This window comes from Curtobacterium sp. MCBA15_016 (assembly GCF_001865105.1).
Lineage (GTDB): Bacteria > Actinomycetota > Actinomycetes > Actinomycetales > Microbacteriaceae > Curtobacterium.
In genome coordinates, this window is record NZ_MJGR01000001.1 from 217,818 (window position 1) to 234,211 (window position 16,394).

18 protein-coding genes are annotated in these 16,394 nt (G+C 73.2%); 8 read left to right on the plus strand and 10 right to left on the minus strand.

Annotated features, from left to right (window positions below; translation table 11 throughout):
- Window positions 1–60 precede the first annotated feature (60 nt).
- Window positions 61–501: an NUDIX hydrolase gene (locus tag BIV03_RS01110; RefSeq protein ID WP_071294303.1), complete on the plus strand. Its 441-nt coding sequence runs from the start codon at window positions 61–63 to the stop codon at window positions 499–501.
- 34 nt (window positions 502–535) lie between these two features.
- Here BIV03_RS01110 and BIV03_RS01115 read toward each other — a convergent pair whose 3' ends face one another.
- Window positions 536–733 (minus strand): hypothetical protein, encoded by a 198-nt coding sequence (locus tag BIV03_RS01115; protein ID WP_071294304.1) that lies wholly within the window; start codon window positions 731–733, stop codon window positions 536–538.
- A gap of 90 nt (window positions 734–823) precedes the next feature.
- Window positions 824–1,192 (minus strand): VOC family protein, encoded by a 369-nt coding sequence (locus tag BIV03_RS01120; protein ID WP_071294305.1) that lies wholly within the window; start codon window positions 1,190–1,192, stop codon window positions 824–826.
- Between the two features lie 69 nt (window positions 1,193–1,261).
- On the opposite strand from BIV03_RS01120, the gene BIV03_RS01125 reads away from it, so the two are divergent.
- Entirely contained in the window at window positions 1,262–1,888 is a 627-nt protein-coding gene (locus BIV03_RS01125) for a nucleoside/nucleotide kinase family protein (RefSeq protein WP_071294363.1), read from the plus strand.
- Window positions 1,889–1,925: 37 nt separating this feature from the next.
- Window positions 1,926–2,759 carry an SDR family oxidoreductase gene (locus BIV03_RS01130; RefSeq protein WP_071294306.1) on the plus strand — a complete coding sequence of 278 codons (834 nt, stop codon included), beginning with the start codon at window positions 1,926–1,928 and terminating at the stop codon, window positions 2,757–2,759.
- On the opposite strand, the gene BIV03_RS01135 is transcribed toward BIV03_RS01130, so the two are convergent.
- The 5 genes from BIV03_RS01135 to BIV03_RS01155 all read right to left on the minus strand — a co-directional run bounded on the left by BIV03_RS01135 (window position 2,710) and on the right by BIV03_RS01155 (window position 9,129).
- Entirely contained in the window at window positions 2,710–4,941 is a 2,232-nt protein-coding gene (locus BIV03_RS01135) for a glycosyltransferase family 39 protein (protein ID WP_071294307.1), read from the minus strand. The two genes, BIV03_RS01130 and BIV03_RS01135, sit on opposite strands and share 50 nt — an antisense overlap.
- A gap of 141 nt (window positions 4,942–5,082) precedes the next feature.
- Window positions 5,083–6,348, minus strand: coding sequence for a CynX/NimT family MFS transporter (locus BIV03_RS01140; protein WP_083403112.1), 1,266 nt, complete (start codon window positions 6,346–6,348; stop codon window positions 5,083–5,085).
- Window positions 6,345–7,007 (minus strand): HAD hydrolase-like protein, encoded by a 663-nt coding sequence (locus tag BIV03_RS01145; protein WP_071294308.1) that lies wholly within the window; start codon window positions 7,005–7,007, stop codon window positions 6,345–6,347. Before BIV03_RS01145 ends, BIV03_RS01140 begins: the two co-directional genes overlap by 4 nt.
- 91 nt (window positions 7,008–7,098) lie before the next feature.
- Window positions 7,099–7,794: an endonuclease NucS gene (gene nucS / locus BIV03_RS01150; protein ID WP_070417381.1), complete on the minus strand. Its 696-nt coding sequence runs from the start codon at window positions 7,792–7,794 to the stop codon at window positions 7,099–7,101.
- 9 nt (window positions 7,795–7,803) lie between these two features.
- A complete protein-coding gene (locus BIV03_RS01155; RefSeq protein WP_254790664.1) occupies window positions 7,804–9,129 on the minus strand; it encodes an MFS transporter in 1,326 nt (441 codons plus the stop codon).
- A 93-nt stretch (window positions 9,130–9,222) separates the two neighbouring features.
- On the opposite strand from BIV03_RS01155, the gene BIV03_RS01160 reads away from it, so the two are divergent.
- The 3 genes from BIV03_RS01160 to BIV03_RS01170 all read left to right on the plus strand — a co-directional run bounded on the left by BIV03_RS01160 (window position 9,223) and on the right by BIV03_RS01170 (window position 10,885).
- Window positions 9,223–10,425 carry a LacI family DNA-binding transcriptional regulator gene (locus BIV03_RS01160; protein ID WP_083403113.1) on the plus strand — a complete coding sequence of 401 codons (1,203 nt, stop codon included), beginning with the start codon at window positions 9,223–9,225 and terminating at the stop codon, window positions 10,423–10,425.
- A 66-nt stretch (window positions 10,426–10,491) separates the two neighbouring features.
- The gene (locus BIV03_RS01165; protein WP_071294309.1) at window positions 10,492–10,671 is read left to right on the plus strand and encodes a hypothetical protein; all 180 of its coding nucleotides are present in this window, start codon (window positions 10,492–10,494) and stop codon (window positions 10,669–10,671) included.
- Window positions 10,664–10,885 (plus strand): hypothetical protein, encoded by a 222-nt coding sequence (locus BIV03_RS01170; protein WP_139199237.1) that lies wholly within the window; start codon window positions 10,664–10,666, stop codon window positions 10,883–10,885. Before BIV03_RS01165 ends, BIV03_RS01170 begins: the two co-directional genes overlap by 8 nt.
- On the opposite strand, the gene BIV03_RS01175 is transcribed toward BIV03_RS01170, so the two are convergent.
- The gene (locus tag BIV03_RS01175) at window positions 10,882–11,439 is read right to left on the minus strand and encodes a hypothetical protein (RefSeq protein WP_071294311.1); all 558 of its coding nucleotides are present in this window, start codon (window positions 11,437–11,439) and stop codon (window positions 10,882–10,884) included. The two genes, BIV03_RS01170 and BIV03_RS01175, sit on opposite strands and share 4 nt — an antisense overlap.
- A gap of 179 nt (window positions 11,440–11,618) precedes the next feature.
- Here BIV03_RS01175 and BIV03_RS01180 point away from each other — a divergent pair, with 179 nt between their 5' ends.
- Window positions 11,619–13,064, plus strand: coding sequence for a family 20 glycosylhydrolase (locus tag BIV03_RS01180; RefSeq protein ID WP_071294312.1), 1,446 nt, complete (start codon window positions 11,619–11,621; stop codon window positions 13,062–13,064).
- A gap of 213 nt (window positions 13,065–13,277) precedes the next feature.
- Window positions 13,278–13,715, plus strand: a complete 438-nt coding sequence (locus BIV03_RS01185) for a hypothetical protein (protein ID WP_175475664.1) — start codon at window positions 13,278–13,280, stop codon at window positions 13,713–13,715.
- A 38-nt stretch (window positions 13,716–13,753) separates the two neighbouring features.
- Here the strand turns inward: BIV03_RS01185 and BIV03_RS01190 are convergent, their stop codons facing one another.
- Both BIV03_RS01190 and BIV03_RS01195 read right to left on the minus strand, forming a co-directional pair.
- Complete coding sequence (locus BIV03_RS01190; RefSeq protein WP_071294314.1) at window positions 13,754–14,983, minus strand: lipopolysaccharide biosynthesis protein; 1,230 nt, start codon at window positions 14,981–14,983, stop codon at window positions 13,754–13,756.
- Window positions 14,980–16,290, minus strand: coding sequence for an MATE family efflux transporter (locus BIV03_RS01195; RefSeq protein ID WP_071294315.1), 1,311 nt, complete (start codon window positions 16,288–16,290; stop codon window positions 14,980–14,982). Before BIV03_RS01195 ends, BIV03_RS01190 begins: the two co-directional genes overlap by 4 nt.
- Between the last annotated feature and the right edge of the window lie 104 nt (window positions 16,291–16,394).

Below are 16,394 nucleotides of genomic sequence, written 5' to 3' on the forward strand. Positions count from 1 at the left end.
GGTCCTGGAGGCGCGGCGCGGCTCGCCGACGTCGGCGCACGCACCTGGCATGGTCGGCTGATGGAGTACACGGACTACGACACGCGGCTCGCCGCCTACGGCGTGATCACCGACGGTGACCGGGTGCTCCTCGCAAAGCTCCGGATCCCCGAGGCGGGGACGTGGACGCTCCCCGGCGGCGGGGTCGAGTTCGACGAGAGCGTCGAGCAGGCCGTCGTCCGGGAGATCCGGGAGGAGACCGGGTACGAGGCGTCCGTCGGGGAATTGCTCGGTGTGCGGCACCACATCGTGCCGGCCGAGCGTCGCATCCACGCGAACGGCCGGGCGATGAAGGCCGTGCAGGTGGTCTTCCGGGCGTCGATCACCGGTGGGGCGCTGCGTTCCGAGGAGGACGGGTCGACCGACGAGGCCGCGTGGATCCCGATCGCGGACCTGCCGCTCCGTCGGCACGGGCTCGTCGTGCCGATCGCCCTCGGCTGGGCCGGCGTCCTGCCCCGCTGACCCGCTGCCCCGCCCGGATGCGGGCCGGTGCGTTTCAGCAGGGCCGTGGCCGACTGCGTTCGCCCAGCAGGAACGAGATGTTGTCCAGGGTCTCGCGGGCGCAGTACTCGTCGTGGTCGAGGTCGCGCCACGCCTCGATGGGGGCGAACTCACGTTCGTCCAGGTTCCACTTGCGGTACAACTCGGCGCGCTCAGCACGCAGCTCGTCGTGATCGGCGATCCGTATCAGCATTGCGGTCTCTCCTTCGTCGGGAGAGCGAGCGTAGGACGGCCTCGAACGCGCGCGCGAGCTTTCTGCATACAGAATGTCGCGCGACTCCCGCTACTGCTCGAGGACGCTCAGCACGTTGCCCGAGGGGTCGGTGAACCACGCGATGAGCGGGCCGCCCTTGCGGTTCACGCCCTTCTCGTCGGTCATCCCCTCGTAGTGCAGGAAGGGCACGCCCTTCGCCGCGAGCTCGTCCACGGCGTCGTCGACCGACGGCACCGGGAAGTTCAGCACCGTGAAGGACGCCGGCTCGTGTGCGGGACCCTTGGGGTAGACGAGCACACCGTGTCCGTCGCCGAGCTGCAGGAAGAGCATGCCGTGGTCCTCGGTGACCTCGACCCCCAGGACGTCCTCGTAGAACGCCTTCGCCTCGGGCACGTCACGCACCGAGAACCCGCTGAACGCCTTCGTCGCATCGACCATGCGGCAAGTGAACCACCCGGGACCGGTGTCGGCGCGCTCTGCCAGGATGAAGCCGTGCTCCCGCCCGAGATGTCCGTCGACGACGCGGTCGACCGCGCGATCCGGCTCGCCACGGACGGGCAGCGCACCGTGCTCGGCATCGCCGGCGCTCCCGGTGCCGGCAAGTCGACGCTGGCCCGCCGGCTCGTCGCGGGGGTGGACGCGGCGCTCGGTGCCGGCACCGCCGTGCAGGTCCCGATGGACGGGTTCCACCTGGCGAACACGGCGCTGGACGCCCTCGGCCGCCACGACCGCAAGGGCGCGATCGACACCTTCGACGGTGATGGCTACGTCGCGCTCGTCCGTCGGCTGGTCGCAGGCGACGAGGCCGTGGTGTGGGCACCCGACTTCGACCGGCGCGTCGACGAACCCGTCGCGGGCAGCATCGCCGTCCCGCAGCGCACCCGGCTCGTGGTGTCCGAGGGGAACTACCTGCTCGACGACAGCGGTCCCTGGGCAGCGCTCGCCGACCTCTTCACCGAGACGTGGTTCTGCGCTGTGGACGACACCGTGCGCGTCGATCGTCTGGTGGGCCGGCACATGCGGCACGGCCGCGACCACGAGGCGGCCCGCACCTGGGCGGTCGAGGTCGACGGTGTGAACGCGGTGCGGGTCGCACCCACGGTGATCCGCGCCTCCAGGACCGTGCGGACGTGACCACGAGACCCCAGCGACGACCACGACAGGAGCGACCATGACCATCGCACTCACCGGCGCGACCGGCAAGATCGGCGGCGCCGTGGCGCGCGCCCTGGCGGACGGCGGTGTGCCGTTCCGGATGATCGTGCGGGACGCCTCCCGGGCGCCGGATCTCCCCGGAGCCGAGGTCGCGGTCGCGTCGTTCGGCGATGCCGAGGCGAGCCGCGCGGCGCTCGAGGGCATCGACCTGCTGCTCATGGTCTCCGGCGCCGAGGCGGTGGACCGTCTCGCCCAACACCGCTCGTTCGTCTCCGCTGCCGCGACCGCTGGCGTCCGGCACGTGGTCTACACGTCGTTCGTGGGCGCGGCGGCGGACGCGACCTTCACGCTCGGTCGCGACCACTGGGCGACGGAAGAGGCGATCCGGGCGACCTCGATGGCGCACACGTTCCTCCGGGACTCCTTCTACCTGGACTTCGTCGAGGACCTCGTCGGCGAGGACGGCGTCATCCGGGGGCCGGCGGGCGACGGGGCCATGGCAGCGGTCGCGCGAGCCGACGTCGCCCGGGTCGCGACCGAGGTCCTGCGGAACCCGGCGGCGCACCTCGATCGGACGTACGAGCTGACGGGGCCCGCGGCGATCACCCTGCACGAGGCGGCTGCCACCGTGTCCGAGGTGCGTGGGCGCGAGGTCACGTACCACCCGGAGACGCTCGAGGAGGCGTACGCCTCGCGCGCGCGGTGGAACCCGGAGCCGTGGCAGGCGGACGCGTGGGTGAGCACCTACACGGCGATCGCCGAGGGGGCGCTCGCGCGGGTGTCGGGCGACGTCGAGCGGGTCACGGGGCGCCGGCCGATGTCGTTGCGCGAGGTGCTGCTCGCCGGCTGACGGTGCCCGCGCCGGCGGGTCGGGTGTCGAACCACGATTCCGACACCGAACCATGTGATCGGCGCGGTTCGATGTCGGATTCGTGGTTCGACCCCGTGCGCGACCCCGCCGAGCGCGCCGCCCCCTCCCGCGACCGCGGCGCCGCCTGCCCGCCCAGCCGGTCCACCGACCGGCCCGGCAGCCCGCACCGCCACACCGTCCACCCGATGCCCGTCACCGCCCACGGGTGCGCCGGCACCCGCGCCCCCGGGTCGACGTCGGCGACCGCCCGACATCCACCCGCCAGCGCCGCCCGCAGCACCGGATCGGTCCGTGGCGCGCCGGCCTGCACCACCAGCACCCGGAGCCCGCTGGCGATCCGCTGCCGCACCTGCCGCGCCGTGAACACCGGCACCGTCCCCGAGAACCCGCCGTCGGTCAGCACCGGCAGCCCGGTCGCGTCGATCACGGGCGACGAGATGCGCCACGTGTCGGTGAGGAAGAGCGGCACGCTGGCGCGGTACCCGTCGAGGCGCCGCGCCGTCCGGACGAGGTGCCGGAACACGACCGGGTACGGCGCCGAGGACCCACCCCACCAGTCCGGCCGGGAGACCCGGAAGGCCTCGGCCCGACCGTCCGGAACCCGCCAGCGCGGGACCCACGATCCGACCGAGGCGTCACTCCCGCTCCCGTCGCGTGCGGCGTCGAGCGCCTGCAGCGAGAAGGCCGCGGGGCCGGCGACGAGTGCGAGTCCGGCTGCGAGGGCGATCGCGGCCCGGGAGGCGCGGTGCCGGCCCGGCCCGCGCGTCCCCTCCCAGCGTGGTCGCCACAGGAACGCGACCACCGTCGCGAGCACGGCCGCGACCCCGACGACGAGGGCCGGTGTCGCGAGCACCGCCGGCATCGCGGCACCTCGGGCCAGGAACGCCCACCACGCGAGCTGCGCGGTCGCCAGGAGCACCGGCACCACCCGGAGCCACGCCGACTGCGCCCGCACCAGGCCGACGGCGCCGCGCCACCCCAGGGCCGCGAGGACGGCGAGCTGCACACCGACCGCAGCGACGTACGCGGTGTGCGGCACCTTCGCCACCGAGAGCACGACGGCCGCGGTCACGAGCCAGACGGTGACCACGAGCAACGTGGCCGAACCGGCACGGGTGTCGAACGCCCGACCGAAGACGCTGCCGACCCGTGTGCCGGTCCGGCGGACGAGGAGCAGGACGACGGCGAGCATGACCGCGAACAGGGCTGCGGGGAGGAGCCAGGCGACCTGCGACGCCAGGTGCGGCTCGATGAGCTTCGTCACACCTCCGGGGCCGCCGAGGCGTGCCGGCCGGGCGGCGGGGCCCTCGGTCGTGCTGACGGAGCCGGGCACCGCTCCCGGCAGGAACCGGTCGATGCCGTTGTAGCCGAACACCATCGCGAACGGGCTGTCGTCGGTCGAGCCGTCGATCCAGGGTCGGGCGCCCGCCGGGGTGAGGGCCAGCCCGACCACCCACGCGAGCGACGCCGCGACCGACACCGCACCGAGGACCACCGCGCGACCGATCCGGGCGCCGGTGCCGAGCCGGGTGCCGTCCCGGCCGGCCGTGGCGACGAGTGTCCCGAGCACCAGTGCGGGCAGCACGAACCACGACTGCAGCATCTTCGCCTGGAACCCGACGCCGACCGCGAGCCCGGCGGCGATGAGCGGCCACCACCGGCCCGTGATCGCCGCCCGCTGCCAGCAGAGCAGGGCGACCGCCAGGGCCGCCGTGACCATGCCGTCCTCCATCGGGTGGGCGAACATCGACACGAAGATCGGCGTCGTCGCCGCTGCACCCGCGGCGACGAGCCCCGTCCCGACCCCGGCCCACCGGAGTCCGACGAGCGAGCAAGCCCACAGCGTGACCAGACCCTCGACGACCTGGGGGAGCGCGAGTGCGGCGGTGGAGTCGCCGAACAGCCGGATGCTCAGCGCCTGGGGAACGGCGAACCCGCTGAGCTTGTCGAGGGTCACCGTCGCCGAGGGGTCGAACGCGCCGGAGAAGAGCGCCGGCCACGATTCGGACATCGACCGGGCGGACGCCTCGTAGAACCCGGAGTCACCGCCGCGGGCCAGGTTCCACCCGAGCAGCACGGTCATGCCCGCCGCGATCAGGAGCAGGGCGCAGCGTGCCGCGAGCGGCTGGTCCCACCACCGTGCGGGTCGTCGAGTGTCCACCCTCCGGACCTTGGCCGCCCGGGATGACGGTGGACCGGGACGGTGCCGCCAGCTCGCCCCGAAGTCACGCGCGGCGCTGAGACGACGTGCGGGTGCGACCGGGCGGCACCAGCGGATCCCCGGTCGAGCCGGAACCTTGTCTCAGGCCACCCGTCGGGCCGCGAACGTCCCCACGATCCCGAGCGTCAGCACGGCGACGAGCACGACGAGCAACGGTGCCGTCCAGTCTCCGGTGATCCCGTGCAACGAACCGGCGACGAGCGGCCCCGCGGAACCGAGCAGGTACCCGCCACCCTGCACGAACGCGGACATCCGCCGCGCGTCGGCGTCGCTCGACACGATCCGGACGATCACGATGAAGATCACCGTGATGCCGCCGCCCTGTGCCGCGCCGCCGAGGACGGACCAGAGCAGCCAGAGCTGCGGGGCGAACAGCAGCCCGAGCGGCATCGCGAGCCAGAGGAACGCGACGAGGGCGATGATCGCGCGCGGACGCCACTTCGCCGCGAGCACCGGGACACCGAGCGCCCCGACGACCGCGAGGATCTGGAACACCGACGAGCTCGCCCCGGACGACGCCTTCGAGAAGCCGATCTCGTCGTGCAGCAGCGTCGGGATCCACGCGGTGAGGGCGTAGTACGAGAACGCCTGGCCGCCGAACGCGAGGGTCAGCCCCCAGGTGATGAGCCGACGAGCGGGGCGCACCTGCGCGGACCCCGCACCGCCGTCGACCGTCCGGATCGCACCCGTGCCGAGCACCTGGTCGATCGGCCCCGTCTCGACGACGGGCTCGGACGCCGTCGGGCGGCGCCACGCGGCCCGGGCGCCGACCGCGTAGGTCCAGGCGAGACCGGCCACCACGGCGAACACCGCCCAGACCGCGATCGCGACCGGCCAGCCCCAGCTCGCGGCGATCGGCGCGGTGCCGAGCGAGGTGATCATCGACCCGACGTTGAGCGCGGACGTGTAGACGCCGGTGACCAGGCCGACCCGCTCGGGCGAGGTGTCCCGCCGGATCACGACGGGGATCACGACGTTGCCGATCGTGATGCCGATGCCGATCACGGCGGTGCCGACGAGCAGCGCCGCGGACGAGGGCATCGAGCGGACGACGGTGCCGACGAGCACGATGACGAGGGAGAGCGACACCGCGCGCTCGGGGTCGGCCTTCGCGATGACCCAGCTGGCGAACGGCGTCGCGAGCGCGAAGCAGAGGACCGGGATCGTCGTCAGCAGCCCGGCGACCGTCGCGGTCAGGCCGAGGTCCACGCGGACGTCGCCGATGACCGGGGCCGTCGCGACGATCGGCCCGCGGAAGTTCAGCGCGATGAGGACGATGGCTGCCGGCAGCAGCCAGGCGGCACCGCGCAGTCCACCCGCGGTCCGGCCGCCCGCCCCGGTCGTCACGAGGACGGCAGCAGGATCGGGAGCAGGTCGAGCGGGGTCGCAGCCTGCGCGATGGTGCCCTCGGCCTCGGCGGGGGAGCCGTAGCCCCACTCGGCGAAGATCGTCGGGACCCCGTGCACGGCCGCCCCCTGGACGTCGTGCAGGCGGTCCCCGATCAGCACCGGGCGGCTCGTGTCGAACCCGCGGGCGTCGAGGCGGCGCAGGGCTTCCTCGACCACGTCGGCCTTCGACGAGCGGACCTCGTCGTCGCTGGCGCCCGTGATGATGTCGATGTCGCCGGTGAGGCCGTAGTGCTCGAGGATGTACGTCGCCGGCGTCTCGGGCTTGCTCGTCGCGGTCGAGATCGGCAGCCCGGCGTCGTGCAGGGTGCGCAGGACGACGTCGATCCCGGGGAACATCGCCGAGTCGAGGGCGCCGTGCGAGAAGTAGTGCTCGCGGTAGACGGACAGCGTGTGCTCGGCCTGTTGGGCGTCCATGCCCATCGCCGTCGTGAAGGTGTCCATGATCGGCGGGCCCACGAACGACAGCAGCGTCGCGTGGTCCGGCACGGGGACCCCGACCTTCCGGAAGGTGTGGGTGAGGCTCTCGAGGATGCCCGGCGCGGAATCGCTGATGGTGCCGTCGAGGTCGAAGAGGATGGCGGAGAACGGGCTGGTCATGTCCCGCTCAGCCTAGCCGGGGCCCTGGCGGCGACCGCCCGGCGGGCGCGACGGCACCGGCGGACGCGAGCCGCGCCTCCAGTCCGACCGCTCAGAAGAGGCGGGTGTGGCCGCCCTCGATGCCGCGCATCGCGTCGTAGTCGAGCACGAGGACGCGGATCCCGCGGTCCTCGGCGAGGGTCCGTGCCTGCGGCGCCACCGTCTGCGCGGCGAGCACACCCTGCACCGGCCGGAGCAGCGGATCGCGGTTCATGAGCTCGAGGTACCGGGTGAGCTGCTCGACCGCGTCGATGTTGGCGTTCCGCTTCATCTCGACGGCGACGCTCGCCCCGGCCTCGTCGCGGGCGAGGATGTCCACCGGGCCGATCGCGGTCATGTACTCGCGGCGGACCAGCGTGTGGCCGTCGCCGAGCAGCTCGATCTGCTCCGCGAGGAGCTGCTGCAGGTGCGCCTCGACGCCGTCCTTCACGAGGCCCGGGTCGACGCCGAGGTCGTGGGACTCGTCGGAGACGACCTCGTACAGGGAGACGATGAGCTTGTCCTGCGTCTTCTTCTGCGTGACCGTCCACACCTGCGTGATGCCGGCGCTCGACTGCTCCTCGTCCGGCTCGGTGATCTCGATCGAGCACGGCGGGCTCATCCAGTTGAGCGGCTTGTAGCTGCCGCCGTCGGAGTGGACGAGCAGCGAACCGTCGGCCTTCAGCATGAGCAGACGGGTCGCGAGCGGCAGGTGGGCTGAGAGCCGGCCCGCGTAGTCGACGGAGCAGCGGGCGATGACGAGACGCACCCGGAGAGCCTAACCGGCGTCGCGACCGCCCGTGGTGCTGTCGGCGCTCGTGGCCGCGTCGGCGCGCTGGGCCTGGAGGCGCGGCTCGCCCCCGCCGTCCGCGTCGCCGCCCCGGCGGGTCGGCCGGGCGGCGGCGCCGCGCTCACGGGCGGCACCCGACGCGAGTCCCGCCGCGATGATGAACACGAAGACCACCAGGAGCGCACCGAGCAGCCCCACCTGCTCGCCGAGGAACCCGATGAGCGGCGGTCCCGCGAGGAACGCCACGTACCCGATCGTCGCCACGGCGCTGACCCGGGCGGCGGCGGTCCGGGGGTCGTCGGCCGCGGCGGACATGCCCATCGGGAAGCCGAGGCTCGCGCCGAGACCCCAGAGCACGACCCCGACGATCGCGAGCGGCACGTCCTGGATGAAGATGAGCATGCCGAGGCCGACGACCGCCACGGCGGCGCTGATGCGGAGGATCGGCACCCGCCCGAACCGGTCGATGAGCGGACTGCCGGCCACCCGACCGACGGTCATGGCGGCGAGGAACACCGTGAGGACGGCGGCGCCCGCGGCGTTGTCGAGGCCGTGCCCGTCGATCATGGCCAGCGGCAGCCAGTCGTTCGCCGAGCCCTCGGCCAGGGCCATGCCGAGCACGATCACGCCGATGAGCAGGGTCGACGGCTGGGCCCAGACCTGCCAGCGGCTGACCGGCGTCGGCACCGGGCTGGTGTCCGTGGCGACGTGCTCCTCGAAGCGGTGCTCGTCCTGGAAGTGCGTGACGGCGACGAGCATCGCGGCACTCGTGACGACGACGAGGACGATGAAGTGCCACGCGACCGGGACCTCGAGCGCCTCGGCGAGGGCTCCGAGGCCGGCACCGGCGAGCGTGCCGAGGCTGAACGCGGCGTGGAACAGCGGCATGATCGTGCGGCCGCCGGCCTTCTCCGCCGCGGCGCCGGACACGTTCATCGACACGTCGCACAGGCCGTTGCCGAACCCGAACGCGATGAGCGCGATCCAGATGGCGGCGAAGCCCCACCCGAGGCTCACCGCCAGCCCGGCGAAGACCATCCCGAGGGCCAGGCACGCTGCGGCCACCTGGACGCCCCGGCGAGCCCCGAGCTTCGCGACGATGTGCCCGGCGAAGGTCAGGCCGCCGATCGAGCCGACCGCCATGCCGAGCACGAGCAGGCCCATCTCGAAGGTGCTCGCTCCGAGGGAGTCGCGGACGCTCGGGATCCGGCCGAGCCAGGTCGCGATGTCGAGGCCGGACAGGGTGAACACGACGAACACCGCGGTGATCCAGGCCCGTGTCGAGGGTGTGGTGCGGGCGGACGTCGTCGTCATGGTGGTCCCATCGTGCTTCGCTGCTGTGCTGCCGTGCGTGTCGCGGCTCGGTCGAATCGATTCGACCGCTGTTTCCGGCTACGCTAACGGGCGATGGACGAACCGGCAACAGGACCCGGCGCGTCGCGGACGGAGCACCACCGCGAGGACGCCGCCGATGCCCCGCGCGCCGGTGCGGTCCCGGCCGGTCCCGTCCCGGTCCGCCCCCGACGTCCCACCCTCACCGCGGTGGCCCGCGCTGCCGGCGTCGCGCCCTCGACGGCCTCGCTCGCGTTCAGCGGCAGCGGCCCGGTCTCCGAGGACGCCAAGGCCCGTGTGCTGGCCGCCGCCGCCGAGCTCGGCTACGGCGGCCCCGACCCGCGTGCCCGTTCGCTGCGCCGCGGTCGCTCCGGCGTCATCGGCGTCGTCATGGACGAACGGCTGAGCGATGCCTTCCGCGACCCGGTGAACGTCCTGACGCTCGACGGCATCGCCGAGGTGGCCGGTGCCGCCGGTGCCTCGCTGCTGCTCGTCCGGAGCCCCCTCGACGACGAACAGGGTGCCGTCCCCCTCGTCGACGCCCCCATGGACGCCGTCGTCCTAGTCGGGTGCAACGTGCGGATCGACCCCGCGGTGGCCGTGCTCCGGCGCCGGCAGATCCCCGTCGTCGCGATCGAGGCGGACGACATCGAGGGTGCGGTGCCGATCCAGCTCGACAACCGCGAGGCCTCCCGCCGCGCGGCCGCCTTCCTGCGCGATCTCGGGCACGAGGCGGTCACCGTCGTGTCGCTGCCGCTCGACGGTGCGCACCGCCGCGGGCCGATCGACGCCGAGCGCGAGGCTGCTGGCATCGCCTTCACGTCCCTCGAACGCCTGCGCGGGGTCCGTGGGGTCTACCCCGGCTCGGTCGCGATCGAGGCTGCCGGCAGCTCCGTCGAGGAAGGCCGAATCGCCGGCACCGCGCTCTTCGCCGCAGACGGACCCCGGCCGACCGCGGTCATCGCGCAGAGCGACGTCCTCGCCGTCGGGGTGATCTCGGCCGCCCTCGACGCCGGACTCCGTGTGCCCGAGGACGTCAGCGTCGTCGGGTTCGACGGCATCACCGTGGACGACAGCCTGTTCCACCGCACCCGCATCCGGCAGCTGACCACGCTCGTGCAGCCGTTCGTGCAGAAGGGGCAGGCGGCGGCCCGTGCTGCCCTGGCGATGCTCGAGGGGGCTGAGCCCCAGCCGGCGGCGTTCCGATCGGAGCTCCGCATCGGGGACACGACGGGGCCGCCGCGGGCGGAGGGGCCGGCGGACGGGAGCCGACGCTGAGGTGTCCCGCGCGCTACGCTGCACACGAGGCTCGACCGAGAGCCTCGTGACCGATGGGGGCGCTGCGTGTTCTTGACCTTCCTGGTCCCGGTCGTGCTCGTGCTGGTCATCGTGATGATCGTGCTCGCAGCGCGGGGATCGATGCAGAAGAGCCCGCTCCAGGAGCAACAGGACGCCGAGGCGCGAGCCCGTCGCGCTGCCAAGCGTGCAGCTCGCGAAGCCGACCGTGAAGCCGACCGTGACTGACGGCCGGAGACTCGTGACGACGGGGGTCGTCGTCCTCGGGATCGGCTTCGTCGCGACGGCCGTCGGGTCGGTCTGGGTGATCCTCAGTCCGATCGGAGGCGGCGTGAACTTCGGCGCTGCGGCGGTGTACTTCGGCGGGATGCTGTGCGGTGTCGTGGGCCTCGTCCTGGGCATCGCCGGACTGGTCGCACTCCGGCGGGGACGAGCGCGCTAGCGTCGCGCCTCGGTCGTCGGCTGCGCTGCAGCAGTCGATCGGAGGTCGTGCCGCCGACGTTCGCGTCTGCGGTGGGCAGCGACGACGAGCAGCGTCGACACGGCCGTCACGGCTGCCACACCGATCACCTGAGCCGTCACGGGCCACGGGAACAGGTACGGCACGAGCAGTTGGGCGAGACCCGACGTCCCCGCCACGAGCAGCGTCAGGATCATCACGGCGGCCACGTCGCCGGTGACGCTCGGACGGCGTCGACCCAGCCACCGGTCGGGCAGACCCGCGAGTGCGCCCGCGGCGAGTCCGAACACGAACACCGCCGCCGCCCCGCCGATCATCGCCGGCGTCATGATGAGGATGAACGGCAACGCGGCGGGGGAGCGCTCGACGACGGCACCCACCACCACGCTCGCGGTCGGCACGACCACGACGGCCGCCGCTCCCGCCCACGCCGTCGTCAACGGGAGGACGGCGAGCAGGGTCCGGCGTGTGCCCGTCGCCTCGGTCTCAGTCGTGGTCGTGGTCGTGGGACCGGGGGCCTCGGCGGGGGAAGACACCCGATCACCCTAGGGTGCGACCCGTCGTGCCGGGCCAGCCTCGTCGCAGGGGACGGCGTCCAGTACGATCGTGCGATCCTGCTCGGACCGTCCGCGCCGGAGCGGTTCGAGGGTGGGGTGCTGTGGGGCTCGGGAGACGCGATCCGGATGCGAGGACGACGGCAGCCTCGGGGTCGCGCGTGAAGCGCAGCATCGCCGTCGGCCTGGTGGTCGCGATGTCGGCGGCGGTCGTGATCGGAGCGGACGCGATCGGCGGATCGGCGGGTACTGCTGATGCGTCCGGAGCTCCGCGGCTGGTGGTCACCAAGGTCACCGCGAGCAGCACCACCACGTCGACACGCACCACGGTGCGCATGACGCTGACGGTCAAGAACACCTCGGTGGCGCGCAAGCCGGCGGCCGACGCGTGGCTCTCCCTGACGGCCGGGAGCAAGCGGTACACGCTCGGACACGTCTCGGTGCAGTCACTCGCTGCCGGTGCGAGCGCGACGATCCACGCGACGCACACCGCGCCTCCTCGTGCGCCGGCCGGGAAGTACGCGGTCCTCGCGTGCACGGGAGCGTTCTCCCTGTCGAAGTGCGGCACCTCGGCCACGAGCGTCACCACTGCCCGCGCGACGCGGGCACGTCCCGACACCGGCGTGATGCTCGACGTGGCTCGTGCCTACTACCCGGTGGCGCTGATCGAGCAGTACATCGCGCTCCTCGCTGATCACGGTGGTCGCTTCCTGCACCTCCACCTCACCGACGACCAGAACGTCGGCATCGAGAGCGAGGTCCTCGGCCAGACCCTCGCGAACGCCGATCTCCGGGACGGCGTCTACACGAGTCGGATCACCGGTCGGCCGTTCCTCAGCGCGGCGCAAGCACGGGAGATCTCCCGGTACGCCGCGCAACGAGGCATCGCGATCGTTCCCGAGATCGACACCCCCGGCCACATGGCTGCGGCGTTCGACCTCCTCGAGGCCGGACACGGCAAGCAGTGGGTGGACCGGATCCGTTCGGGCGAGAGCGAACTCGACACGTCGGCGCCCGGGAGCTCCGCGCTGGCGGCACGACTCCTGCAGGAGGTCACGCGGACCTTCCCGTCGAGCCGCACCGTCCACATCGGCGGCGACGAGTGGGGCGACGACGTCACCGCCGACGAACGCGTCCAGTGGTTGAACACGATGGCGGCCGCCGTCGGCAACCGTGCGGTGTGGGCGTGGAACGACGGGATCGACCGGGCTGCGCTCGGGCGACTGGATCCGCGCATCCACGTCACCTACTGGAGCTTCGACGGCGACACCGAGGACGCGACGGAACGCCGCGAGCGCCGCGAGCGACGGGCGGGTGCGAACGACCTGTACGCCGCGGGGATCGACCTGCTGAACTACAACTCGTACTACCTGTACGAGGTGCCGACGGACCTCGATGCGGCCGACAGCGAGTACACCGTCGCCGATCTCCGCGAGCACTGGTCGCTCCGGGCCTGGGACGGGGACTCGGGCGCACGTCTGGCGGGTCCGATGTCGGGGGCGGCCGTCGCGATCTGGGGCGAGGACCTCGAAGCACCGCCCTCCGACGCGCTCCTGCGCTGGAGCGCCCCACACGTGCTCGCGATGATCGAGACCGCCGGCTCGTAGGCCCGCGACGACGTCGCACACGATGCCCCCGCCGGGATCCCCGCTCCTCCGGGCCGCTGCGCGGGCGGACAGGCATTCAGGTTGGATGGAGCCATGCTCGAAGTGAGGACGCGCGCCGCACGCTCCACAGCTCGGTGGACAGCCCCGGCACCCGTCGACGCGGTGCGTGCGCGGTTGCTCGAGGAGATCGCGCAGTCGTCTCGTGCCCGCTTGATGTCGGCTCCCGGCGACACGATCGAGGCGTCGGTGCAGGGCAACGCGTTCTCGTGGGGTGAACGGATCTCGATCGTCCTGACGCCGACCGGGGGTGGCACGGACGTGATCGTGCGGACGCGTCCCGTGATGCCGTTGACGCTCTTCGACTGGGGTGAAGGAGAACGGGACATCCGCCTCCTGCACCACGCCGTACCGGGCAACGGTCGGGTTCCGGACCGGCAGCCGACCACCGACGTCCCACCCGTTCGCCTCGGGAGGACCTCGAGGCTCTCCGCGCCCTTCGGGTGGTCCCTCGTGGTCGTGGCCGGCCTCATGATCGCGCTCGCGCTCGTCAACCTCGTGGTGAACACCGAGCGGGTGGGGTCGTGGCTCCCGCTCCTCGTCGTGATGTCGCTCGCGCTGGTCGTGGTCCTTCGCGACCTCCGGCGGCGCTGAGCACGGCGTCCCGACCTCGCCGCGACAGCGCGCGCACCTCAGCCTCGGCGCACCCCGAGCCCCACCACCGCCACGAGGTTCACCGCGCTCCCCACGAGGAACCCGGTCGTCCCCCCGGCCACCCCCGCGACCGGCCCGAGCACCGCCATTAGCACCGCCCCGACGACGAACCCGGCCACCGACGCCAGCGCCACCTGCCGCGACCGCCCCGCCGCCAGCAACAACGCCGCCGGCACGAGCCCGACGGTGAACACCCACACCCCGACCATCAGGTACCGCAGGTCCGCCACGGCCGCAGCGCCCTCGGCCGGGTAGACGATCGGCAGGAACCACCCTGCGAGCAGCGCCACGAGGCCGAACACCACGGCGGTGCCGGCAGCGAAGCCGACCACCAACAGGACGGCCCCGCGGGACCGGAGCGACCCGCCGTCCGTCCGGTGGGCGAACGCCGGCACGAGCACCTGCCCCAGCGCCTGCCCGAGCATCGACGCCGGGGTCGCCAGGGTGAACGCGGCCGCGTAGACGCCGGCGTCGTGGGCGGAGACGGTGACCTGCGCCGAGATCATCGTCAGCTGGAGCAACCCGTTCGAGGTCACCACCGCGAGCACGTTCCACCCCGCGAACCCGAGCACCCCGCGGACGGGTTCGCGAGCAGCAGGCCCGAACCCGTTCCCCCGCGGCCAGCAGGCGACGGCGAAGACGGTGTACCCGATCGCGAGCGGCAGCAGCACGAACGGCTCGAGCCGGGCGACGCAGGCGAGCACGAGCAGCCCGAGCGCGAGCACGCTCGTCACGCCGTCCCACAGCGCGACCTTCGGAGCACGGCCGTAGCCGAGCTGCGCTCCGCGGGCGTAGCAGTACAGTCCGTACCCGACGACGACCGCGACACCGCCGAGCACCGTGCCCGGGCCGTTGCCCCACGCGAGGGCGATCGGCACGGTGGCGGCGGCGAGCACCAGGGTCGAGACGAGCATGGACAGCCCGAGCAGCCGGTTCACCGCGGCGTCGGAGTGCCGTCCGCGCAGCGCGATCGCCAGGTACCGCGATGCCGTGTTGCCCGCGGCGTTCGGCCAGAGCAGCGCGACGAAGACGGAGAGCGACAGGAGTGCGGTGGACTGCCCGAGGGTCTCCGTGCCGAAGACCCGGCCGACGACGACGGTCACGAGCAGCTTCGCGATGCCCTGCACCCCGATGCCGACGGTGGCGAGCACGGCCGACGACGCGACGGACGAGGCCGCGGCCGGAGCGGGAGCCGGACGCACGCTCACCGCGCCAACGCCTGTTCGACCCATCCACGCCGGTGCGCCCGCACCCCGAGCGTCACCGCCCGCACCCCGATGTACCCGAGCGCGAACGCGGCCCACAGCCCCGCGAGGGTCCCACCCGCCCACCAGAGCAGGGGCAGGTACACGACGAGGTTCACCCCACCCGCGATCGCCAGGTACCGCGCGTCCCCGGCGCCGATCAGCACCCCGTCGAGCACGAACACGTACCCCGCGACCGGCATCCCCACGGCGATGAGGACGAGGACGACGGGCAGCGCGCCACGCACGGCGGACGAGTCGGAGAAGACCGGCCCGAGCACCCCGCTCACGGCGAGGGTCAGCACCCCGAGCAGCACACCGCCGGCGATCCCGAGCAGGACCAGCCGCCGCGTCACCAGCCGCACCCGCGCCGGGTCCCGCGCCCCGAGCCCGTGTCCGACGAGCGCCTGCCCGGCGATCGCCAGGGCGTCGAGCGCGAACGCCAGGGTGGAGAACACGGTCAACCCGACCTGGGTGGTCGCGAGCCCGGTCGTCCCGAGCCCCGCGGCGGTGCCGACCGTCGCGAGCATCGCCACGCGCAGCGAGGCCGTCCGCAGGAACAGCCATGCCCCGGAGCGGAGCGCCCGCGCGACGCCCGAGGCGCCCGGGCGCAGTGGAGCCCCCGACGCACGCGCCGCACGGACCGCGATCCGGACGTAGACGATCGCCATCGCCCACTGCACGATGACGGTGCCGGCGGCCGACCCCTCGACACCCCAGCCGGCGCCGTAGATGAGGACGGCGTTGAGCAGCCCGTTCGCGACGAACCCGACGGTGGCGACGACGAGCGGCGTCCTCGTGTCCTGCAGTCCGCGGAGCAACCCGGTCGAGGCGGTGACGACCAGGATCCCGGGCAGCCCGACGAGCGACACCGTCAGGTACGCGGTCGCCGCCGCCGACACGTCGGCCGACGCACCGAACAGGTCGACCAGCGGTCCGGCGAGCGGCCATCCCACGAGCGCGAGGACCACGCCCAGCACGAGCGCGAGCCACATCCCGTCGATGCCCGCGTGCACGGCCCCGCGTCGGTCCCCGCCGCCGAGCGCGCGGGCCACGGCCGGGGTCGTCGAGTACGCGAGGAAGACGAGCAGCCCCGTGACGGTCTGCAGGACGGCGCCGGCGAGGCCGACGGCAGCGAGGGCCGTCGCACCGAGGTGCCCGACGAGCGCGGTGTCGGTCAGCAGGAACAGCGGTTCGACGACGAGCGCACCGAGCGCCGGCACCGCGAGGCGGACGATGTCGCGGTCGACCGCGCGCCGCTCGGTGGTCACTGCGGGTCGCGTCGGTCCGGGCACCGACCCATTCTGGCGGCGATGTGGACCACGCGTGGTGCGCGCACGCCCGGGCCGGTGACGGGTCGGACGGGAGGCGCGGG

Coding starts and splice junctions, on each gene's coding strand:
- BIV03_RS01155 (WP_254790664.1), bottom strand. CDS start 9,129: ATGACGACGACGTCCGCCCGCACCACACCCTCGACACGGGCCTGGATC.
- BIV03_RS01160 (WP_083403113.1), top strand. CDS start 9,223: ATGGACGAACCGGCAACAGGACCCGGCGCGTCGCGGACGGAGCACCAC.
- BIV03_RS01120 (WP_071294305.1), bottom strand. CDS start 1,192: ATGGTCGATGCGACGAAGGCGTTCAGCGGGTTCTCGGTGCGTGACGTG.
- BIV03_RS01185 (WP_175475664.1), top strand. CDS start 13,278: ATGTCGGCTCCCGGCGACACGATCGAGGCGTCGGTGCAGGGCAACGCG.
- BIV03_RS01110 (WP_071294303.1), top strand. CDS start 61: ATGGAGTACACGGACTACGACACGCGGCTCGCCGCCTACGGCGTGATC.
- BIV03_RS01145 (WP_071294308.1), bottom strand. CDS start 7,007: ATGACCAGCCCGTTCTCCGCCATCCTCTTCGACCTCGACGGCACCATC.
- BIV03_RS01130 (WP_071294306.1), top strand. CDS start 1,926: ATGACCATCGCACTCACCGGCGCGACCGGCAAGATCGGCGGCGCCGTG.
- BIV03_RS01125 (WP_071294363.1), top strand. CDS start 1,262: ATGTCCGTCGACGACGCGGTCGACCGCGCGATCCGGCTCGCCACGGAC.
- BIV03_RS01115 (WP_071294304.1), bottom strand. CDS start 733: ATGCTGATACGGATCGCCGATCACGACGAGCTGCGTGCTGAGCGCGCC.